Origin of the sequence: Rhodopila sp., from assembly GCF_035548235.1 — a bacterium.
Classification (GTDB): domain Bacteria; phylum Pseudomonadota; class Alphaproteobacteria; order Acetobacterales; family Acetobacteraceae; genus Rhodopila.
This window is the reverse complement of sequence record NZ_DASZTJ010000247.1, coordinates 12,948-29,082: the sequence shown is the minus strand read 5'-3', so window position 1 is coordinate 29,082 and position 16,135 is coordinate 12,948. Positions and strand designations below refer to the sequence as shown.

General features: G+C 68.6%; 13 protein-coding genes. 4 read left to right on the top strand and 9 right to left on the bottom strand.

Annotated features, from left to right (window positions below; translation table 11 throughout):
- Positions 1–731 (bottom strand): Clp protease N-terminal domain-containing protein (locus VHB27_RS20010; RefSeq protein ID WP_325603852.1); only part of this gene is annotated, 731 nt, incomplete at its 3' end.
- Positions 732–844: 113 nt separating this feature from the next.
- Here VHB27_RS20010 and VHB27_RS20005 point away from each other — a divergent pair.
- On the top strand, positions 845–1,597 hold the full coding sequence (locus VHB27_RS20005) for an MOSC domain-containing protein (protein WP_325603850.1): 753 nt from the start codon (positions 845–847) through the stop codon (positions 1,595–1,597).
- A 307-nt stretch (positions 1,598–1,904) separates the two neighbouring features.
- On the opposite strand, the gene VHB27_RS20000 is transcribed toward VHB27_RS20005, so the two are convergent.
- The 6 genes from VHB27_RS20000 to VHB27_RS19975 all read right to left on the bottom strand — a co-directional run bounded on the left by VHB27_RS20000 (position 1,905) and on the right by VHB27_RS19975 (position 10,619).
- Complete coding sequence (locus tag VHB27_RS20000; RefSeq protein ID WP_325603848.1) at positions 1,905–4,850, bottom strand: glycosyltransferase; 2,946 nt, start codon at positions 4,848–4,850, stop codon at positions 1,905–1,907.
- Between the two features lie 6 nt (positions 4,851–4,856).
- Positions 4,857–6,095 carry a CaiB/BaiF CoA transferase family protein gene (locus VHB27_RS19995; RefSeq protein WP_325603846.1) on the bottom strand — a complete coding sequence of 413 codons (1,239 nt, stop codon included), beginning with the start codon at positions 6,093–6,095 and terminating at the stop codon, positions 4,857–4,859.
- 57 nt (positions 6,096–6,152) lie between these two features.
- The gene (locus VHB27_RS19990) at positions 6,153–6,851 is read right to left on the bottom strand and encodes a dienelactone hydrolase family protein (protein ID WP_325603844.1); all 699 of its coding nucleotides are present in this window, start codon (positions 6,849–6,851) and stop codon (positions 6,153–6,155) included.
- A gap of 94 nt (positions 6,852–6,945) precedes the next feature.
- A complete protein-coding gene (locus VHB27_RS19985; RefSeq protein ID WP_325603842.1) occupies positions 6,946–8,469 on the bottom strand; it encodes a UxaA family hydrolase in 1,524 nt (507 codons plus the stop codon).
- A gap of 165 nt (positions 8,470–8,634) precedes the next feature.
- Positions 8,635–9,513, bottom strand: coding sequence for a 50S ribosomal protein L11 methyltransferase (locus VHB27_RS19980; RefSeq protein WP_408904027.1), 879 nt, complete (start codon positions 9,511–9,513; stop codon positions 8,635–8,637).
- Positions 9,514–9,710: 197 nt separating this feature from the next.
- Positions 9,711–10,619, bottom strand: coding sequence for a LysR family transcriptional regulator (locus tag VHB27_RS19975; RefSeq protein ID WP_325603840.1), 909 nt, complete (start codon positions 10,617–10,619; stop codon positions 9,711–9,713).
- A 106-nt stretch (positions 10,620–10,725) separates the two neighbouring features.
- On the opposite strand from VHB27_RS19975, the gene VHB27_RS19970 reads away from it, so the two are divergent.
- Both VHB27_RS19970 and VHB27_RS19965 read left to right on the top strand, forming a co-directional pair.
- A complete protein-coding gene (locus VHB27_RS19970) occupies positions 10,726–11,292 on the top strand; it encodes a chromate transporter (RefSeq protein ID WP_325603838.1) in 567 nt (188 codons plus the stop codon).
- Positions 11,289–11,819 carry a chromate transporter gene (locus VHB27_RS19965; protein WP_325603836.1) on the top strand — a complete coding sequence of 177 codons (531 nt, stop codon included), beginning with the start codon at positions 11,289–11,291 and terminating at the stop codon, positions 11,817–11,819. The genes VHB27_RS19970 and VHB27_RS19965 overlap by 4 nt, the downstream gene beginning before the upstream one ends.
- Before the next feature lie 37 nt (positions 11,820–11,856).
- Here VHB27_RS19965 and VHB27_RS19960 read toward each other — a convergent pair whose 3' ends face one another.
- Together VHB27_RS19960 and metF are read right to left on the bottom strand one after the other, a co-directional pair.
- Complete coding sequence (locus VHB27_RS19960; RefSeq protein ID WP_325603834.1) at positions 11,857–14,058, bottom strand: ATP-dependent helicase; 2,202 nt, start codon at positions 14,056–14,058, stop codon at positions 11,857–11,859.
- Positions 14,059–14,113: 55 nt separating this feature from the next.
- A complete protein-coding gene (metF, locus tag VHB27_RS19955) occupies positions 14,114–15,064 on the bottom strand; it encodes a methylenetetrahydrofolate reductase [NAD(P)H] (RefSeq protein WP_325603832.1) in 951 nt (316 codons plus the stop codon).
- Positions 15,065–15,283: 219 nt separating this feature from the next.
- On the opposite strand from metF, the gene VHB27_RS19950 reads away from it, so the two are divergent.
- Positions 15,284–16,108: an MlaA family lipoprotein gene (locus VHB27_RS19950; protein WP_325603831.1), complete on the top strand. Its 825-nt coding sequence runs from the start codon at positions 15,284–15,286 to the stop codon at positions 16,106–16,108.
- Positions 16,109–16,135: the final 27 nt, after the last annotated feature.

The following is a 16,135-nucleotide window of genomic DNA, read 5'->3' as shown; positions in this document are numbered from 1 at the left end:
CCCAGGTCGAGCGACAGCAACTGCTTGCCCTTCAGCGCCTCGGGCACGTCGCCGTTGACGATGCGCAGCGCGAGGCCTTCGACGATGGCGGTCTTGCCGACGCCGGGCTCCCCGATCAGCACCGGGTTGTTCTTGGTGCGGCGCGCCAGCACCTGGATAGCGCGACGGATCTCCTCGTCGCGGCCGATGACCGGGTCGAGCTTGCCGTCCCGCGCAAGCTGGGTGACGTCGCGGGCGTATTTCTTCAGCGCATCGAAGGTCTGCTCGGCATTGGCGCTGGTGACCTTGCGGCCCTTGCGGATGTCGGCGATCGCCTTTTCCAGCGCTTGCGGCGTCACCTTCCCCGCCCGCAGCGCACGCGCCGCCGGGGTCGAGCTGTCGGCGATCGCCTGCAGCAGCCGGTCCTGGGCGACGAACTCGTCGCCGGCGCGCTGCGCAAGCTGCTGGGCCGCGTCCAGGACGCGCACCAGTTCCGGCGTCAGTTGCGGCTGGCCGGCGCCGCCCCCGCTGACTTTCGGGTTCTTCGCCACCTCGGCATCGTTGGCCGAAGCGACCGCCTTCGGATCACCCCCGGCCGAACGGATCAGGCCCGCCGCAGCACCTTCCTCATCATCCAACAACGCCTTGAGCAGATGCTCGGGTGTGATCCGCTGGTGGAATTCCCGGATGGCGATCGTCGAAGCGGCCTGGAGGAAACCCTGCGACCGTTCGGTTAGCTTGTTCAAATCCATCTCTGTCCCTTTCACTAGGCGACGGCCGAACGACACCCCTGAATAGGCAACATCTTTCGGCTTTGCAGAAGCAGATGGGCAGGCGCAGGATACCGCTCAAGAGGGGTTGAACGATGCGTATTGAATATCTGTATCGCTACCCGGTGAAGGGCCTGACCGCCGAAGCGCTGGAGCAGACCGAGGTCGAGGAAGGCGGCGCCATCCCCTGGGACCGGGCCTTCGCCCTGGCGCAGGGGGATGCCGGGTTCGATCCGGCCAACCCGGGCTTCCTGCCGAAGTGGAACTTCATGTGCCAGATGAAGAACGCCAGGGCGGCGCTGCTGTTCTCGGTCTTCGATCCCAAGGCCCGGCGGCTGACCATCCGCGCCCCCGACGGCGCGACCGTGGAGGCCAATCCGCTGACCGAGATGGGGCAGACGGAGATCGGGGCGTTCCTGACCGACTACCTGGGAGAGGAGGCACGGGGGCAACCGCGGTTCCACCACGTCCCGGGCCATGTGTTCTGCGACCAGAAGCGGCCGGTCGTCAGCCTCAACAACCTCGCCAGCCTGCGCGACTTCGAGAGCAAGGTCGGCGGCCGGCGGCATCGGCGCCGGTTCCGGGCGAATGTCTGGTTCAGCGGTGCGCCGGCCTGGGCGGAGCGGGAGTGGATCGGCCGGGAACTCCAGGTCGGCGGCGCCGTGCTGCGGGTCCTGAAGGGCACGACGCGCTGCCCGGCCACCGAGGTCAATCCGGTGACGGGGGAACGGGACGCCGATCCGGTCAGGGAACTGCGCCAGCACTACGGCCATGTCGAGCTCGGCATCCATGCCGAGGTGGTGCAGGGCGGCCGGTTCGCGATGGGGGACGCGATCGAGCTGCTTTGAGGCGAGCGCCGGACGGCGTCGCGGAGCGGACACACCGGAAAGTGGCGAAAAAATCGGGCCGGCTCCGCGGGGGAGGGGGAGCGGAGCCGGCCCATTCAGCCAAAGCGGGGTTGGGGAAACCCCTTGAAGAACCTAGCGTTGTGGCTGCATTGCAGCAAGTATTTAATATCGTGATTCATCTCTATTATAGAGACTATTGCTACGATGGTAGCTATTTTATGATACACGATAGGATTTTGCTTCGCCACACGGCCCTTTCATCCCGCCATGACGGCGGAGAGAGCCCCGCGCCTCAGGCGGCCGGACGCTACGGGAGGCCTTCGCACGCCGCGAAGACATCCCACAGGGCCGCTTCGAACCCCGAGCGGCTGCAGGTGTCCGCCAGGCGGTCCAGCGCGGCCTCGCGCAGGCTGTCCCACATCGCCTCGTCCTCGTGCACCGCCAGGACCGCCTTGGCGAACGCCGCGGGGTCGCTCACGGGGGCCGACAGCAGGTCCGTCCCGCTCTCCCACCCAAGCTGTCCGGCCAGCAGGTCCGTGGCGACCACCGGCACGCCGGCCGCCGCCGCTTCCAGGACCTTGTAGGGCGCGCCGGCGGCGAACCGGGTCGGCGCGACGAACACCCGATGCTGGTTATAGAGCGTGGCCAGGTCCGGCACCGGCCCGTGCAGGTCCACGCGCGGATGGGCCTGGAACCGGCTCATGTCCACGCTCGGCGCCACGTAGCCGGCGATGCTCAACCGCGCGGCCCAGCCCAGTTCGGCTTCGATACGAGGCAGGATCTCGTCGACGAACCAGGCGAGGCCGTCGAAATTCGGACTGTCCTGCCTGTGGATCGCCCCGACGAACAGCATCCCGCTCCGGTCCGCGAAGGGCCGCGGTGTCGGCCGCGGGTCGATCATGTGGCCTAGCGTCGCCACCCGCGGCACGCCCTGCTCGCGCAGGATCTCCGCCTCGGCGTCGGTCACCGCCACCGTCACGTCGGACAGCGCGGCCGTCGCGACGAAGCGCCGCATGGCCGCTTTCAGGTTGAAGGCCTGGTCGAACAGCGACGCCCGCAGCGCGTCCCGCCGCGGCTCCACCGCCTCGGTGTCCAGGACGATACGCGCCGTCAGGGTGCCGCTGTCGCGCAACTGCGACAGCACGCGGCCGACGCGGTTCAGGTTGTGCGACCGGCAGATCCAGACCGTGTCGTAATAGTCCGGCCGCCCCTCCAGGAAGGCCTTCAGCCGGTCGGCGCCGTGCGAATGCATCACTTCCACCGTCTCCGGCATGTCGCCGTAGACATGCGCGCGGTCGTAAGGGGAGCCGTTGATCGGAAAGACGGTCACGGCACACCCGGTCGCCGCCATCGCGCGCAGCAGGTCGTTGGAACGGACGAAGCCGGAGCCAAGCACGCGCAACGGCACGGTGTCGTCGATGAACAGCACGCGGTGCGGCGCCGATCCGGCGTGGCGCGCCAGGAACTGGCCCGCGCTGCCCCGCGCCTGCTTGGCCGCCAGCGCAGTCTTATGCCGCTCCACGAACCCGGCGTCGGGCGTGCCCGGCCCGTCATCCGCGTCGTCGTAGAACACCAGCACCGACGGATCGTATACGACGCGCAGTCCGTCCCGCGCGATCCGCAGCCCCAGGTCCGCTGCCGCATAGGGCGGCGTCAGCGTCGGATCGAGGCCACCGCCTTCCAGCGCCGACCGCCGCACCAGCAGGCAGCCCAGGCCGCCGAAGTCGACGTCGCGAACGAAATTGGCCTCGGGCGTCAAGGGCGACATGCCGACCTGGTAGCGGTGCAGCCCGCCGTCGGACCAGATGATGCCGCCCGCCTCGGCGATCGTTCCCAGCGGCCGGACCAGCAGGGCGGCCACGGCGCCGATCGTTTCATCCGCATCCATCCGCCGCAGCGCACGGTCCAGCGAGCCCGGCGCAAGACGGGCGAACGCCGACAGGAACAGGACATAGGGCGTGGTCGCAAGCTGCCATCCGGCATTGGCGGCCTGGACCAGGCCGATATCGTCCTCGAACCGCTCCACGCGCGCGCCCGGCACGTAGCGTTCCAGCGCCCGGCATTCATCCTGCGAGCCGCGGTCGATGACCAGCAGCGCGACCGGCGAGCGGGTCGACGCGCGCAACGCGGCGAGCGACGCCATGGCGAGGACGAAATTGTCCTGGACCGAAACGACGACGGTGCAGACGGGGTCTTCGACGGTGAAATCGTATCCGAAACGGCCGGCGATCGGCAGCATCGCCACCGCCGCCTGCACGAACGGCACGCGCGCCTGCTGGTCGGTCAGGACCTGGTGCGTCTCCTTTTCCTGCCCGTCCCGCGCCCCGAACAGCAGCCAATGGACGAACGCGTCCGGCGCCACGCCCCGTTTCAAATCCGATTCGACCTTCGCCTGCCCGGCATAAAGCTTCAGGTCCAGAACGGGGTTGGGCTGACGCAATTCCCGAGCGCCGAAGCGGACGAAATGGGCGTAGCCGTTGCGGAAATGGCCTTCGGCGATGACCTGCTGCAGGCCGATATCCTGCGAGAGATAGAACGCTTCGGAAAACCCTTCGCAGGGATCGAACTCCGTCGGCCGGTCGTTGCACAGGTAATGATGCAGCGCGCACAGCCAGGTGCCGGCCTTGATCGCCTCCGCCACCTCGGGATACCGGCGCAGGTACCATTGCGGATCGAAATAGACGGAGGTGCGGAGCTCCGGCTCCCGCGCCTCGATCCGCGCCAGGTAATGCTGGAACATCCCCGACGCCCGGATCGCCCGGGCGTCCACGGCGTCGAAATTCGCCAGGTAGACGGATGGATCGAACAGCGGGTGACCGACGCGATCTTCCTGCACGCCGTGGCGCAGGTAATGATCGTAACCATTGGCGATGTCCGATGCCGCCAGGACATCGTCGGTCAGGTCGGTGTACTTGTGCCGATACGCCAGCTCGTCGAACAGCCAGTGGCCGGAACGATCCAGGCAGCCGCGCCGGCAATAGGCATCGAACGCCGAGGAGAACCGTCCTTCCTGGATCCTGGAGGCGATCCCCGGATAGCGGCCGCGCGCCCAGGCCTCGTCGAACAGGCGGTTGGGCGAATAGGCCTGGGCCTGTCCGACCCCCAGGTAGTGCGCCAGCAACTCCGCCGGTTCCCCGTCCGGTATGTCGGGATAGTACGCTCGATACCATGCCGCGTCGAACTGGGCCCAGGCGATCGCGGTCTCGCCGGGCAGCTTGACGACGTCCCGCCCCGATAGATCCAGCGGCCACATAGGGGGCTACAGCCGTCTTGTCAGATGCAACACGCCTGCGGCTTGCAACTCCTTGATCTCGGCCTCCGTATAGCCGTGCTGCGCCAGGACCTCGGCGCCATGCTGGTTGAAGCGCGGCGGCGGGCGGCGCGTGCCACCCTTGGTGCGGCTGAACTTGATCGGCGTGCCGACGCCTTTGTACCAGTCCAGTTCCGTCACCATCTCCCGATGCGCCGTGTGGGGGGCGGCGGTGGATTGGTCGACGGGCAGGACCGGGCCGGCGGGCACGCCGTTGCGGATCAGCTTCAGCGACAATTCGTTGCCGTCCTGGTCGGCGAAGGCGGCGGCCAGCGCCAGGGTCAAGGCGACCCGGTTCTCGTTGCGCGCGCCGTTGTTGGCATAGCGGGGATCGTCCGCCATTTCGGGCCGGCCGATCAGCTCGCACAGTTTCCGGAATTGTCCGTTATTGCCGCTGGCGATGAAGATCTCGCAGGTCTTGGTCGGATACTTGTCGTACGGGACCAGGTTCGGGTGCGGATTGCCGGTCCCGGTGGGACGCTTGCCGTTCAGGAAGTAGTTGGCGGCCTGCGGATGCAGCAGCGCCATGCCGCAGTCGTACAGCGTCATGTCGAGATACTGGCCGACGCCCGAGGTCTTGCGCTCATGCAGCGCCATCAGGATGCCGATCGCCGAATACAGGCCGGTGCCCATGTCGACCATCGCGGTGCCCAGCCGCATCGGGCCGGTCGTCGCATCGCCGTTGATCGACATCAGGCCGGTCATCGCCTGCAGGATGGCGTCGTAGCCGGGCAGCCCGCCCAGCGGCCCATCGGCGCCGAAGCCGGACACGCGGCAATGGATCAGGCCGGGAAAGCGCTTGGACAGCACCTCCTGGTAGCCGAGGCCCCATTTCTCCATCGAGCCGGGCTTGAAGTTCTCGATCACCACGTCGGCGCCTTCGAGCAGGCGCAGCAGCACCGCCTTGCCTTCCGGCTTGCCGAGGTCCAGCGCGATCGAGCGCTTGTTGCGATTGACCCCGATGAAATAGCTGGCGTCGCCCTCGTGGAACGGCGGGCCCCAGTCGCGGACCTCGTCGCCCTGCGGCGGTTCGATCTTGATCACGTCCGCGCCGTGGTCCGACAGGATCATCGTGCAATACGGTCCGCCAAGGACGCGGGTCAGGTCGACGACCTTCAGGCCCGCCAAGGCGCCCGCGGTTTTCGCGAGCCCCTTTCCGGCGGGCAGGGGAGGAACGGCGGCATTCATCGGTGGATCGTCTCCTTTTCCAGCGCCGCGGCGCCGTGATCGGCTGCGCTGTCCCTACTACGCTCCCAGCGCTTTCACCAGCGTTTCGGCGCTGCGGCCATTGGCGATGGTCGCGGACAGGCCGTGCCAGTGGATGCCGTTGACGCGGGCGAAGGCGTGGTCGGCGTCATAGTTGTAGCACTGGATGTTGCCGCGGCCCTTGGCCGCCTCGACGACCTTCTTCCGACCCTCGGCAGGGAAGAACTCGTCCTTGTCGGCGATGTGGACGACCAGCGGCTTCGTCACCTTGTTCAAGTCGCCCAGCAGCCCGTCCAGCCCGACGCCGTAATAGGAGATGTTGGCGTCCGCGTCCGACTGCTCCGCCATCATGAACGCCAGCCGCCCGCCGAGGCAGTAGCCCATGGTCGCGACCTTGCCGTTGCCGCCGGGCATCTTGCGGGCGGCGGCGACGGTGGCCTTGAGGTCGGCGATCCCCTTGTCCTGGTCGAAGGCCTGGAACAGCTCGAAGGCGCGCTTCCACTCGGCTTCGGACTTGTCGGTGATGTCGATGCCCGGCTCGATGCGCCAGAACAGGTCGGGGGCGACGGCGATGAAGCCGAGATCGGCGACCCAGGCGGCGATGTCGCGCATGGCCTGGTTCACGCCGAAAATCTCCTGGATCAGGACGACGACGCCGGCCGGGGTCGATTTCGGCTCCGCCACATACGCGCTGAAGCTGCCGCTGCCATCGGTCGCGGCGATCGTGAGATTTGGCATGGTGATGGTCCCCCTGTTGAGCGTGGGACCACGATACAAGGCAGAGCGGCCGGTCGGAAGACGGGCGGTGTGACCGGCCGGCCCCGGCGCGGCGTCACATCGTCGCGCCCAGCACCCAGGGTGCGAACTCCGCCGCGCCGAAGTCGAACTGCTCGCTCTTGGTGCGCTCGCCCGAGGCGACCCGCAGCATCAGGTCGAAAATCCGCGCGCCGGCCTGCTGCACGGTCTCGTCGCCGTCCAGGACCGTCCCGCAATTGACGTCCATGTCGTCCTCGATGTGCTTGTACATCGGCGTGTTGGTCGCCAGCTTGATCGACGGCGCGGGCTTGCAGCCGAAGACGCTGCCGCGGCCGGTGGTGAAGCAGACCAGGTTGGCGCCGCCGGCGACCTGGCCGGTGGCGGCGACGGGGTCATAGCCGGGCGTGTCCATGAAGACGAAACCGCGGGCCTTGGCTTCCTCGGCGTACTGGATGACGTCGACCAGGTTGGTGGTGCCGGCCTTGGCCATCGCGCCCAGGGACTTCTCCAGGATCGTGGTCAGCCCGCCGGCCTTGTTGCCGGGGGACGGGTTGGCGTTCATCTCGGCGTTTTCGCGCTTCGTGTATTCCTCCCACCACTGCATCAGCCGCACCAGCTTCTCCCCCACCTCGCGCGACACCGCTCGGCGGGTCAGCAGGTGTTCGGCGCCGTAGGTCTCCGGCGTCTCGGACAGGATCACCGTGCCGCCGTGCCGGACCACCAGGTCGCTGGCGGCGCCCAGGGCCGGGTTCGCGGACACGCCGGAATACCCGTCCGATCCGCCGCATTGCAGGGCGATGGTCAACTCGCTGGCGGGCACCGTCTCCCGCGTGACGTCGTTCGCCTCGGCCAGCACGCTTTTGACGAACTCGACGCCGGCGGCGACGGTCTTGCGGCTGCCGCCCATGGTCTGGATGTCCATCCCGCGCAGCCGGCCGGCCAGGCGCTGCTCCTCCATCAGCCCGCCGATCTGGTTCACCTCGCAGCCGAGGCCCAGGACGATGACGTGCGAGAAATTCGGATGCCGCGCATAGCCCGCGAGCGTCCGGCGCAGCAGGCGCAGGGGTTCGTCCTGCGTCATGCCGCAGCCGGTCTTGTGGGTCAGCGCGACGACGCCGTCGACATGGGGGAAGTCGGCGAGCGGATCATGGCCGGTCATCGGGTTCCGCCGGAACATGTCGGCCACGACGCCGGCGACATGGGCCGAACAGTTCACGCTGGTCAGGATGCCGATGTAGTTGCGGGTCGCGACGCGTCCGTCGGGACGGCGGATGCCTTGGAACGTGGCCTGCGGCGTGATGAAGTCGGTCGGCTTCGCGTCATGGCCATAGGCGTAGTCCTTGGCGAAGTCGCCCATCTCGCAGTTCTGGGTGTGGACGTGCTCGCCGGTCGCGATCGGGGCGCTGGCGAAGCCGATGATCTGGCCGTAGCGCCGCACCGGTTCGTGCGTCTGGATCGGCCGGACGGCGACTTTATGGCCGGCGGGGATGCGCTGGGTCGCCGCGAGGTTTTCGCCGATGGACGCGCCGGGCAGCAGCGTGGCGCGCGCGATGACCACGTTATCGTCGGGGTGCAGGCGGATGACGGGGGGCTGGGCCATGGCGGTTTCCTCGTGTCGGAAGACGCGGATGAGATGTCGTGTCGGAAGACGCGCGTAAGATGTCGTGTCGTGAGACGCGGATAAGGCTTCTGTCGTAGGACACGGTTGGTGCGGCGCGTTTGGAGGGGACCATACAGCGGCGGACGGAACGCTTGAAAGCGGCGATCAGCGCCGGATCACCAGCGTCGTCCACTTGCCCTGCGGCAGCATGCGCTCCAGCCGCAGCCCCTGGCGGCGGTGCGCGGACAGCACCCAGCGCGCTTGGGAGGCGAGCAGGCCGGCCAGGATCGCCGTCCCTCCCGGCGCGAGGTTCGCCGCCAGGTCCTTTGCCATCAGGCAGAGCGGCCGAGCGAGGATGTTCGCGAACACGAGGTCGTAGGGACCGCCGGCGCGGACGAACGGATCGCGCCACCCGTCGGCCAGGCGCGCACGGACCAGGTGCGCGACGCCGTTCAGTTCGGCGTTCTCACGCGCGACGCGCACGGCCCAGGGCTCGATATCGGTGGCGAGCACCGGGCGGCGCAGCAGCTTCGCCGCCGCCATCGCCAGGATGCCCGACCCGGTCCCCATGTCCAGGATGCGCCGCGGCCGGCGGCGGGCGGCCGTTTCCAGCGCCACGAGGCAGCCGCGGGTCGACCCGTGCTCCCCCGTGCCGAAGGCGAGACCGGCGTCGAGGGTCAGGGTGATCCGGTTCGGCGCCGCGGGCCCGGTCAGGTGCGTGCCGCGCACCGCGAACCTCTCGCCGATAAGCTGCTCCGGAAACGAGGCGTAGGTTCGGGCGAGCCAGCCATCCGCCTCGGTCGCCGCCCGTTCCAGGGGCGCGGACACGCCGCTGACGGCGGCGGCCAGGGCAATGGCGGCGGCCAGTTCCGCGTCCTTGATGCCGACCTGCTTCACCCCCTCGACCCGCCAGATTCCGGTGTCGTGGTCGCGGAAGAACCCGACGGTGTCGCAGGCGGCCCCGAACGCCGCTTCATAGGCTTCGAGGCCGTCTTCCGGGATGCTGACCCAGACGGTTTCGAGCGGGATGGCGTGGCGGGGCATGGACAGGTCCAAGGTGGTGGCGGGATCGCGGGGCTATAGCGGCTTTCGTGGGGAATGCGGAAGGCGAAGGTTGGGCCGCGAGGTCTTCGGGCCGGCCGCGGCAATCATGGCCGAACTCCCGTCGACCATGACGAGAGTGCCGGGACGAGAGTGCCGGGACGAGAGTGCCGGGCCATGACGGAGGGAGACGCCCATGATCACTCGCCGGCGCGGGCCTGGACGATCCGGATGAAGCGCGCCAGCGGTCCGGTGGGATCGCCTGCCCGCCGCGCGAGCAGCAGCGGCGCGAGCAGGGGGACCGCACGGTCAAGCGGGCGATAGGCGATCCCGTTGGTTTCCAGCCGCGCCATGGATTCGGGGATGATCGAGATTCCCAGCCCTGCCGCCACCAGGCTGAGGGTCGACAGCAGGCGTGGTGCCTCCTGCCCGACGCGCGGGCTGAAGCCGGCCGCGTGGCAGGCGGCGATGATCCCGTCGTAAAGCCCCGGCCCGCTTGGGCGGCGGTACAGGATGAACGTCTCCTCCGCCAGCGCCGAGAGCGGGATGCGCCGCCTGCCGCGCGCCCCCGATGCCAGGGCGTGATGGTCCGGCAGGGCGACCAGCATCGCCTCCTGCAGCAGCGGCGTGATGACCAGGCCGTCCGCGCGTTCGACCGGCGAGCGGACGAAGGCGACGTCCAGGCGGTCGGCGTGCAGCGCTTCGATCAGGTCGGTCGTGCTGGATTCCTCCAGCGACAGCTTCACCGCGGGCGCCGAGTCCCGGATGCCGCGCACCATCTCGGTCACCAGCGGATGGAACGCGGCGGAACTGGTGAAGCCGATCGCCAGGCTGCCCTCCTGCCCCCGTCCGGTCCGGCGCGCCGCTTCCAGCGCCATGTCGACGTCCCGCAGGATCAGCCGCGCCTTCTCCACCAGGGTGCGGCCGGCCTCGGTCGGTTCGACGCCCCGCGGCAGGCGGCGGAACAGCGGCGTCCCCACCTGCGCCTCCAACGCGCGGATCTGCTGGCTGAGCGGCGGCTGGTGGATGCCAAGGCGCTCTGCCGCACGGGTGATGTGGCCCTCTTCGGCGACGGCCACGGCGTAGCGGAGGTGGCGCAGTTCGATCATGACGATAGACTTCCGATATATGGAAAGCGTCGTTTTCATATATTAGACATTCCTGCCGCGGCTGTCTTAGATCGCTGTTCCCCGCTTTCCCAACCCGCAGGCGACCATGGACAGCACCGCCACCCTCATCGCCGCCGAGGACGACGGACCGACCGTCGTCCAACTGTTCAGCGGCTTCCTGCTTCTGGGCCTGATCGGCTTCGGCGGCGTGCTGCCCCTGGCCCGCCGCATGGTGGTCGAGGAACGGCGCTGGCTGACGCCCGCCGAGTTCACCGACCTGCTGGGCCTTTGCCAGTTCCTGCCGGGCGGCAACATCATCAACCTGTCGGTGGCGATCGGCTTGAAGTTCCGGGGCGCCGCCGGCGCCTTCGCCTCGATCCTGGGCCTGATCGCGGCGCCCACCACCGTCGTGATCGGGCTGGGACTGATCTACGACCGGTTTCAGGCCGACCCGCATGTCCGGCACCTGTTCGCCGGGCTGGCCGCGGCGGCGGCCGGCCTGTTGATCGCGATGGCCGTCCGGATCGCCTGGCCGCTTCGGCGCCGGCCGGTCGGCATCGCGATCGCCGCGCTGTGCGTCCTGGCGATCGCGATCGCCAGGCTCCCGCTGCTGCCGACCATGCTGACCCTCGCCCCCATCAGCATCATCGCCACCTGGAAGCTGAAGGCATGACCGCCATCCTCATCTCGCTCGCGTTGATCTTCACGCAGTTGTCGCTGCTGGCGTTCGGCGGCGGCAACACCATCCTGCCGGAGATGCAGCGGCAGGTCGTCGACGTGCATCACTGGATGTCGGCGGAGCAGTTCGGGGCGTTGTTCGCCCTGGCGCAGGCGGCGCCCGGCCCGAACCTGATGGTGGTGCCGCTGGTCGGCTGGCACGTCGCCGGGCTGGCCGGGGTGCTGGTGACGTCGGTGGCGAAGTTCGGCCCGTCCTCCCTGCTGACCGCCGTCGCGCTGCGCCTGTGGGAGCGGTTCAAGGACCGTCCCTGGCGGCGCATCGTCCAGGCCGGGTTGGTGCCCATGACCGCGGGCCTGGTGATGGCCAGCGCGGTGGTGATCACCGAGGCCTCGGCACGCGGCTGGAGCCTCGCCGCCATCACGCTGGGCGTGGCGGTGGCGATGCTGGCCACGCGCGTCCATCCGCTGCTGATGCTGGCGGCCGGGGCGGCGATCGGCCTGACGGGACTGGGGCAGATCTAGCGGCCAAAGGGCATCAAAGGGGGCACCGAAACGACCGTCAGGCCCGTTCGACGAAGCGGTCCAGCACCCGTTTGTCGCCCGCATGCTCGAACGCGATGTCGAGCTTGTCGTCGTCCACCGCCTTCACCGTGCCGTAGCCGAATTTCTGGTGGAACACCCGCGCCCCGACCGGGATCGAGTCGGTCCGCGCGGGGCGGGCCGGCTGTTCCCAGACCTCGATCGTGCGGGGCCGGCGGGCCACCAGGGGGAACTGGCCGGAGAACGCCGTCGCGGCCGCGACCCGCTGCATCCGGCTGCCGCCCGTCGTCTCGACATGCGCCTCGGGCAGTTCGTCCAGGAAGCGGCTGGGGATCGAGGTCTGCCAGTTGGCATAGATCCGCCGGTTCGCCGCGTGGCTGACGATGGCGCGCTTCCTGGCGCGGGTCAGGCCGACATAGGCGAGGCGCCGTTCCTCCTCCAACCCCTTGTTGCCGCTTTCGTCCATCGCGCGCTGGTTCGGGAAGACGCCTTCCTCCCACCCCGGCAGGAACACCGTGTCGAATTCCAGCCCCTTGGCGCCGTGCAGCGTCATCAGCGCGACCCGCTCGGTGTCGTCGCGTTCCTCGTTCTCGGTCACCAGGGCGACGTGGTCGAGGAAGCCGGTCAGCGTCTCGAAATCCGACAGCGCGCGGACGAGTTCCTTCAGGTTCTCGATCCGGCCGGGGGCTTCGGCGGACTTGTCCTGCTGCCACATCTCCATGTAGCCGCTCTCGTCCAGCATGGTGGCGACGGTGACGACATGGCCGTCGGCCGGGAGCATGGCGCGCCACTGCTCGAACTGCGCCATCAGCCTGCCGATCGACTCCCTGGGCTTGCCCTTCAGCCCGCCGGTGGCGGCCAGGTGCGCCGCCGCGGCCGAAAGGGGGATTTCCTGGGACCGGGCGGCTTCGTGCATGGTGCGCAGCGCGCCGTCGCCGATGCCGCGGCGGGGGACGTTGACGATCCGCTCGAACGCCAGGTCGTCGGCCGGCTGGGCGATGACGCGCATATAGGCGATGGCGTCGCGGATCTCGGCGCGTTCATAGAACCGCAGGCCGCCGACGATGCGGTACGGGATGCCGATGGTGATCAGCCGCTCCTCGAACGCGCGGGTCTGGAAGCCGGCGCGGACCAGGATCGCGATCTCCGACAGCGGATGGCCGTCGCGGCGGAGCTCCTCGATGCGGCTGGCGACCATGCGGGCTTCCTCGTCGGAATCCCAAAGTTCCACCACGCTGACCTTTTCGCCGGCCTGCGCGTCGGCCCGGCCGGGGCGCAGCGTCTTGCCCAGGCGGCCTTCGTTGTGCGCGATCAGGCCGGACGCGGCGGCCAGGATCGGGGCGGTCGAGCGGTAATTGGACTCCAGGCGGACGATGCGCGCGCCCTCGAAGTCCTTTTCGAACCGCAGGATGTTCTCGACCTCCGCGCCGCGCCAGGAATAGATCGACTGGTCGTCGTCGCCGACGCAGCAGATGTTCTTGTGCGACTGCGCGAGCAGCCTCAGCCACAGGTACTGGACCAGGTTGGTGTCCTGGTATTCGTCGACCAGGATGTAGCGGAAGCGGCGGTGGTAGTCGGCCAGGACGTCCGGCTGGGTGCGCAGGATCTCCGTCATGTGCAGCAGCAGGTCGCCGAAATCGGCAGTGTTCAGCGCGCGCAGCCGGGCCTGGTAGGCTTCGTACAGGTCCCGTGCGCGGCCGTTGGCGAAATCCGAATCGTCGGCGGCGGTGACCCGCGCGGGGGTCAGGCCCCGGTCCTTCCAGCGCTGGATCGTCCCCATCAGCGCCTGCGGCGTCCACCGCTTGGTGTCGATCCGCTCGGCCTCCATCACCTGCTTCAGCAGGCGGAGCTGGTCGTCGGTGTCCAGGATGGTGAAATTCGACGTCAGCCCGACATGTTCGGCATGGCGGCGCAGCATCCGGGCGCACAGCGCGTGGAAGGTGCCGAGCCAGAGGCCCTCGGCGGGCTCGCCGAGGATGGCGGAGACGCGTTCGCGCATCTCCCGCGCCGCCTTGTTGGTGAAGGTGACGGCCAGGACCTGGCTGGGGAAGGCACGCCGGGTCAGCAGGATATGGGCGAAGCGGGTGGTCAGCACGCGGGTCTTGCCGGTGCCCGCGCCGGCGAGCACCAGCAGCGGCCCGTCGACGGTCTCCACGGCGGCGCGCTGTTCGGCGTTCAGGCGCGCAAGGTAATCAGGGGATGGGGCGGATTCGCGGGACACGCCGCGATATATAGACTCGGGGCGGCGGGAACCACACCCCAATCCGCCAAAGCCGTCAGGACGCCGGATCGTCCGCCGTTGCCCGAACGCCCAGCACGTGCGCGATCGCGTAGGTCAGGTCCGGACGGTTCAGCGTGTAGAAGTGGAACTCGTCCACCCCGTTCGCCTGCAGCAGCCGCACCTGCTCCGCCGCGACGACAAGGCCGATCATGCGGCGGGTCTCGGGGTCGTCCTCGGTCCCCTCGAACAGCGTGCGCATCCAGGCGGGGACGCTCGCCCCGCAGGTCGCCGAGAACCTGACGGCCTGGGTGAAGTTGGACACCGGCATGATCCCCGGCACGATCGGCGCCTTGATCCCCGCGGCCAGGCACAGGTCCAGGAAGCGCAGATACACCGACGTATCGAAGAAATACTGCGTGATGGCGCGGGTCGCGCCGGCGTCCAGCTTGCGCTTCAGGTTGTCCAGGTCGGCGACCGGGTTCGTCGCCGCCGGATGGACCTCGGGGTAGGCCGCGACCGAGATGTCGAAGTCCGCGACCTTTTTCAGCCCCTGCACCAGGTCCACCGCGTAGGGATAGCCGCCGGGATACGGCTCATAGGCCTGGCCGGGCGGGGCATCGCCGCGCAGCGCGACGATGTGGCGCACGCCGGCGTCCCAGTAGCGGCGGGCGACCTCGTCCACCGTCTCCCGCGTCGCGCCCACGCAGGTCAGGTGCGCCGCCGGCACAAGATGCGTCTCGCTCAGCAGCCGCGCGACCGTCGCATGGGTGCGCGCCTGCGTCGTCCCGCCGGCGCCGTAGGTGACCGACACGAACCGGGGACGCAGCGGCGCCAGCCGCTTGATGCAGGACCAGAGCTGCTGCTCCAGCGCCTCGGTGCGGGGCGGGAAGAACTCGAACGACAGCTTCGGCGGCGGCAGGTTCGCGGCGCGAGTCGGCAGCCCCGTGAAACGCGGGCCGGTGAGCCAGCGCTGGAGGGGAAAACGTGTGTCCGAGGCGGTGTCCATGCTCAACCATCCATCAGATTTCCGGCGCCGCGCAAGCTGAAACGTGACCGGCCCCTTGGTCCGTCCTGATGCGCCGATGCCGCGTTTTTCCGCCATCTTGCGGTACTATCACGGAAAACTCAGTCTCAGGCTGTTCCAAACGCGCCTAAATGTGCCAATTGTAGTTGTGCGGGTTGCGTGCGAAGTCCGTACTCGTCTTGCCCTGGCTTGAGGAAGCTGATGCGATCTGTCCGCCCCACCCGCCCGCCACGCGCCGGTGCGCCCCGGCGCCTGTTCTGTCTTCTGGCCCTTGGCGTCCTGCTCGCCGGCTGCGCGACCAAGCCGCCGGCCAGCGATCCGGACGCGCTGGCCGACTACGAACAGACCAACGATCCGCTGGAACCGACCAACCGGGTCTTCTATGCGATCAACAACGGCCTCGACACCGTCATCCTCCGCCCGCTCGCCCTGGGCTACCGCTACGCCGTGCCGGAACCGGTGCGCAACGGCATCCACAACATGCTGTCCAACCTCGGCACGCCGGTCCAGCTCGCCAACGACATGATGGAAGGCAAGCCCCGCCGCGCCGGCGACACCGTCATGCGCTTCGTCATCAACACCACGGTCGGCGTGGTCGGCTTCTTCGACGTCGCGACGAAATGGGGCTATCCCAACCACGACGCGGATTTCGGCATGACCCTCGCCTCCTGGGGCGTGCCCGAGGGACCGTTCCTGTTCCTTCCCATCCTGGGCCCCAGCGACCCGCGCGACGCGGCGGGATTTGGCGTCGACATCGCGCTCGATCCGTTCACCTGGGTCGGCAATCCGCGCGACAGCACGATCACGGCGCTCAATTGGACGCGCTTTGGCCTGAACGCGATTGACACCCGCGAGCGGGTGGAGGACTCCCTCCAGTCGATCAAGAAGACCGCCCTTGACCCTTACGCCACCTTCCGCAGCCTCTACCGCCAGCACCGGCACGCGCAGATCGAACAGTTGCTCAACGACAAGCGGGCGACGGCCCCTGCCTGGGACCTCCAATCCACGGATCAGCCGGCAAAATGATCGCAAATGATACCGGAGCCTCGAATA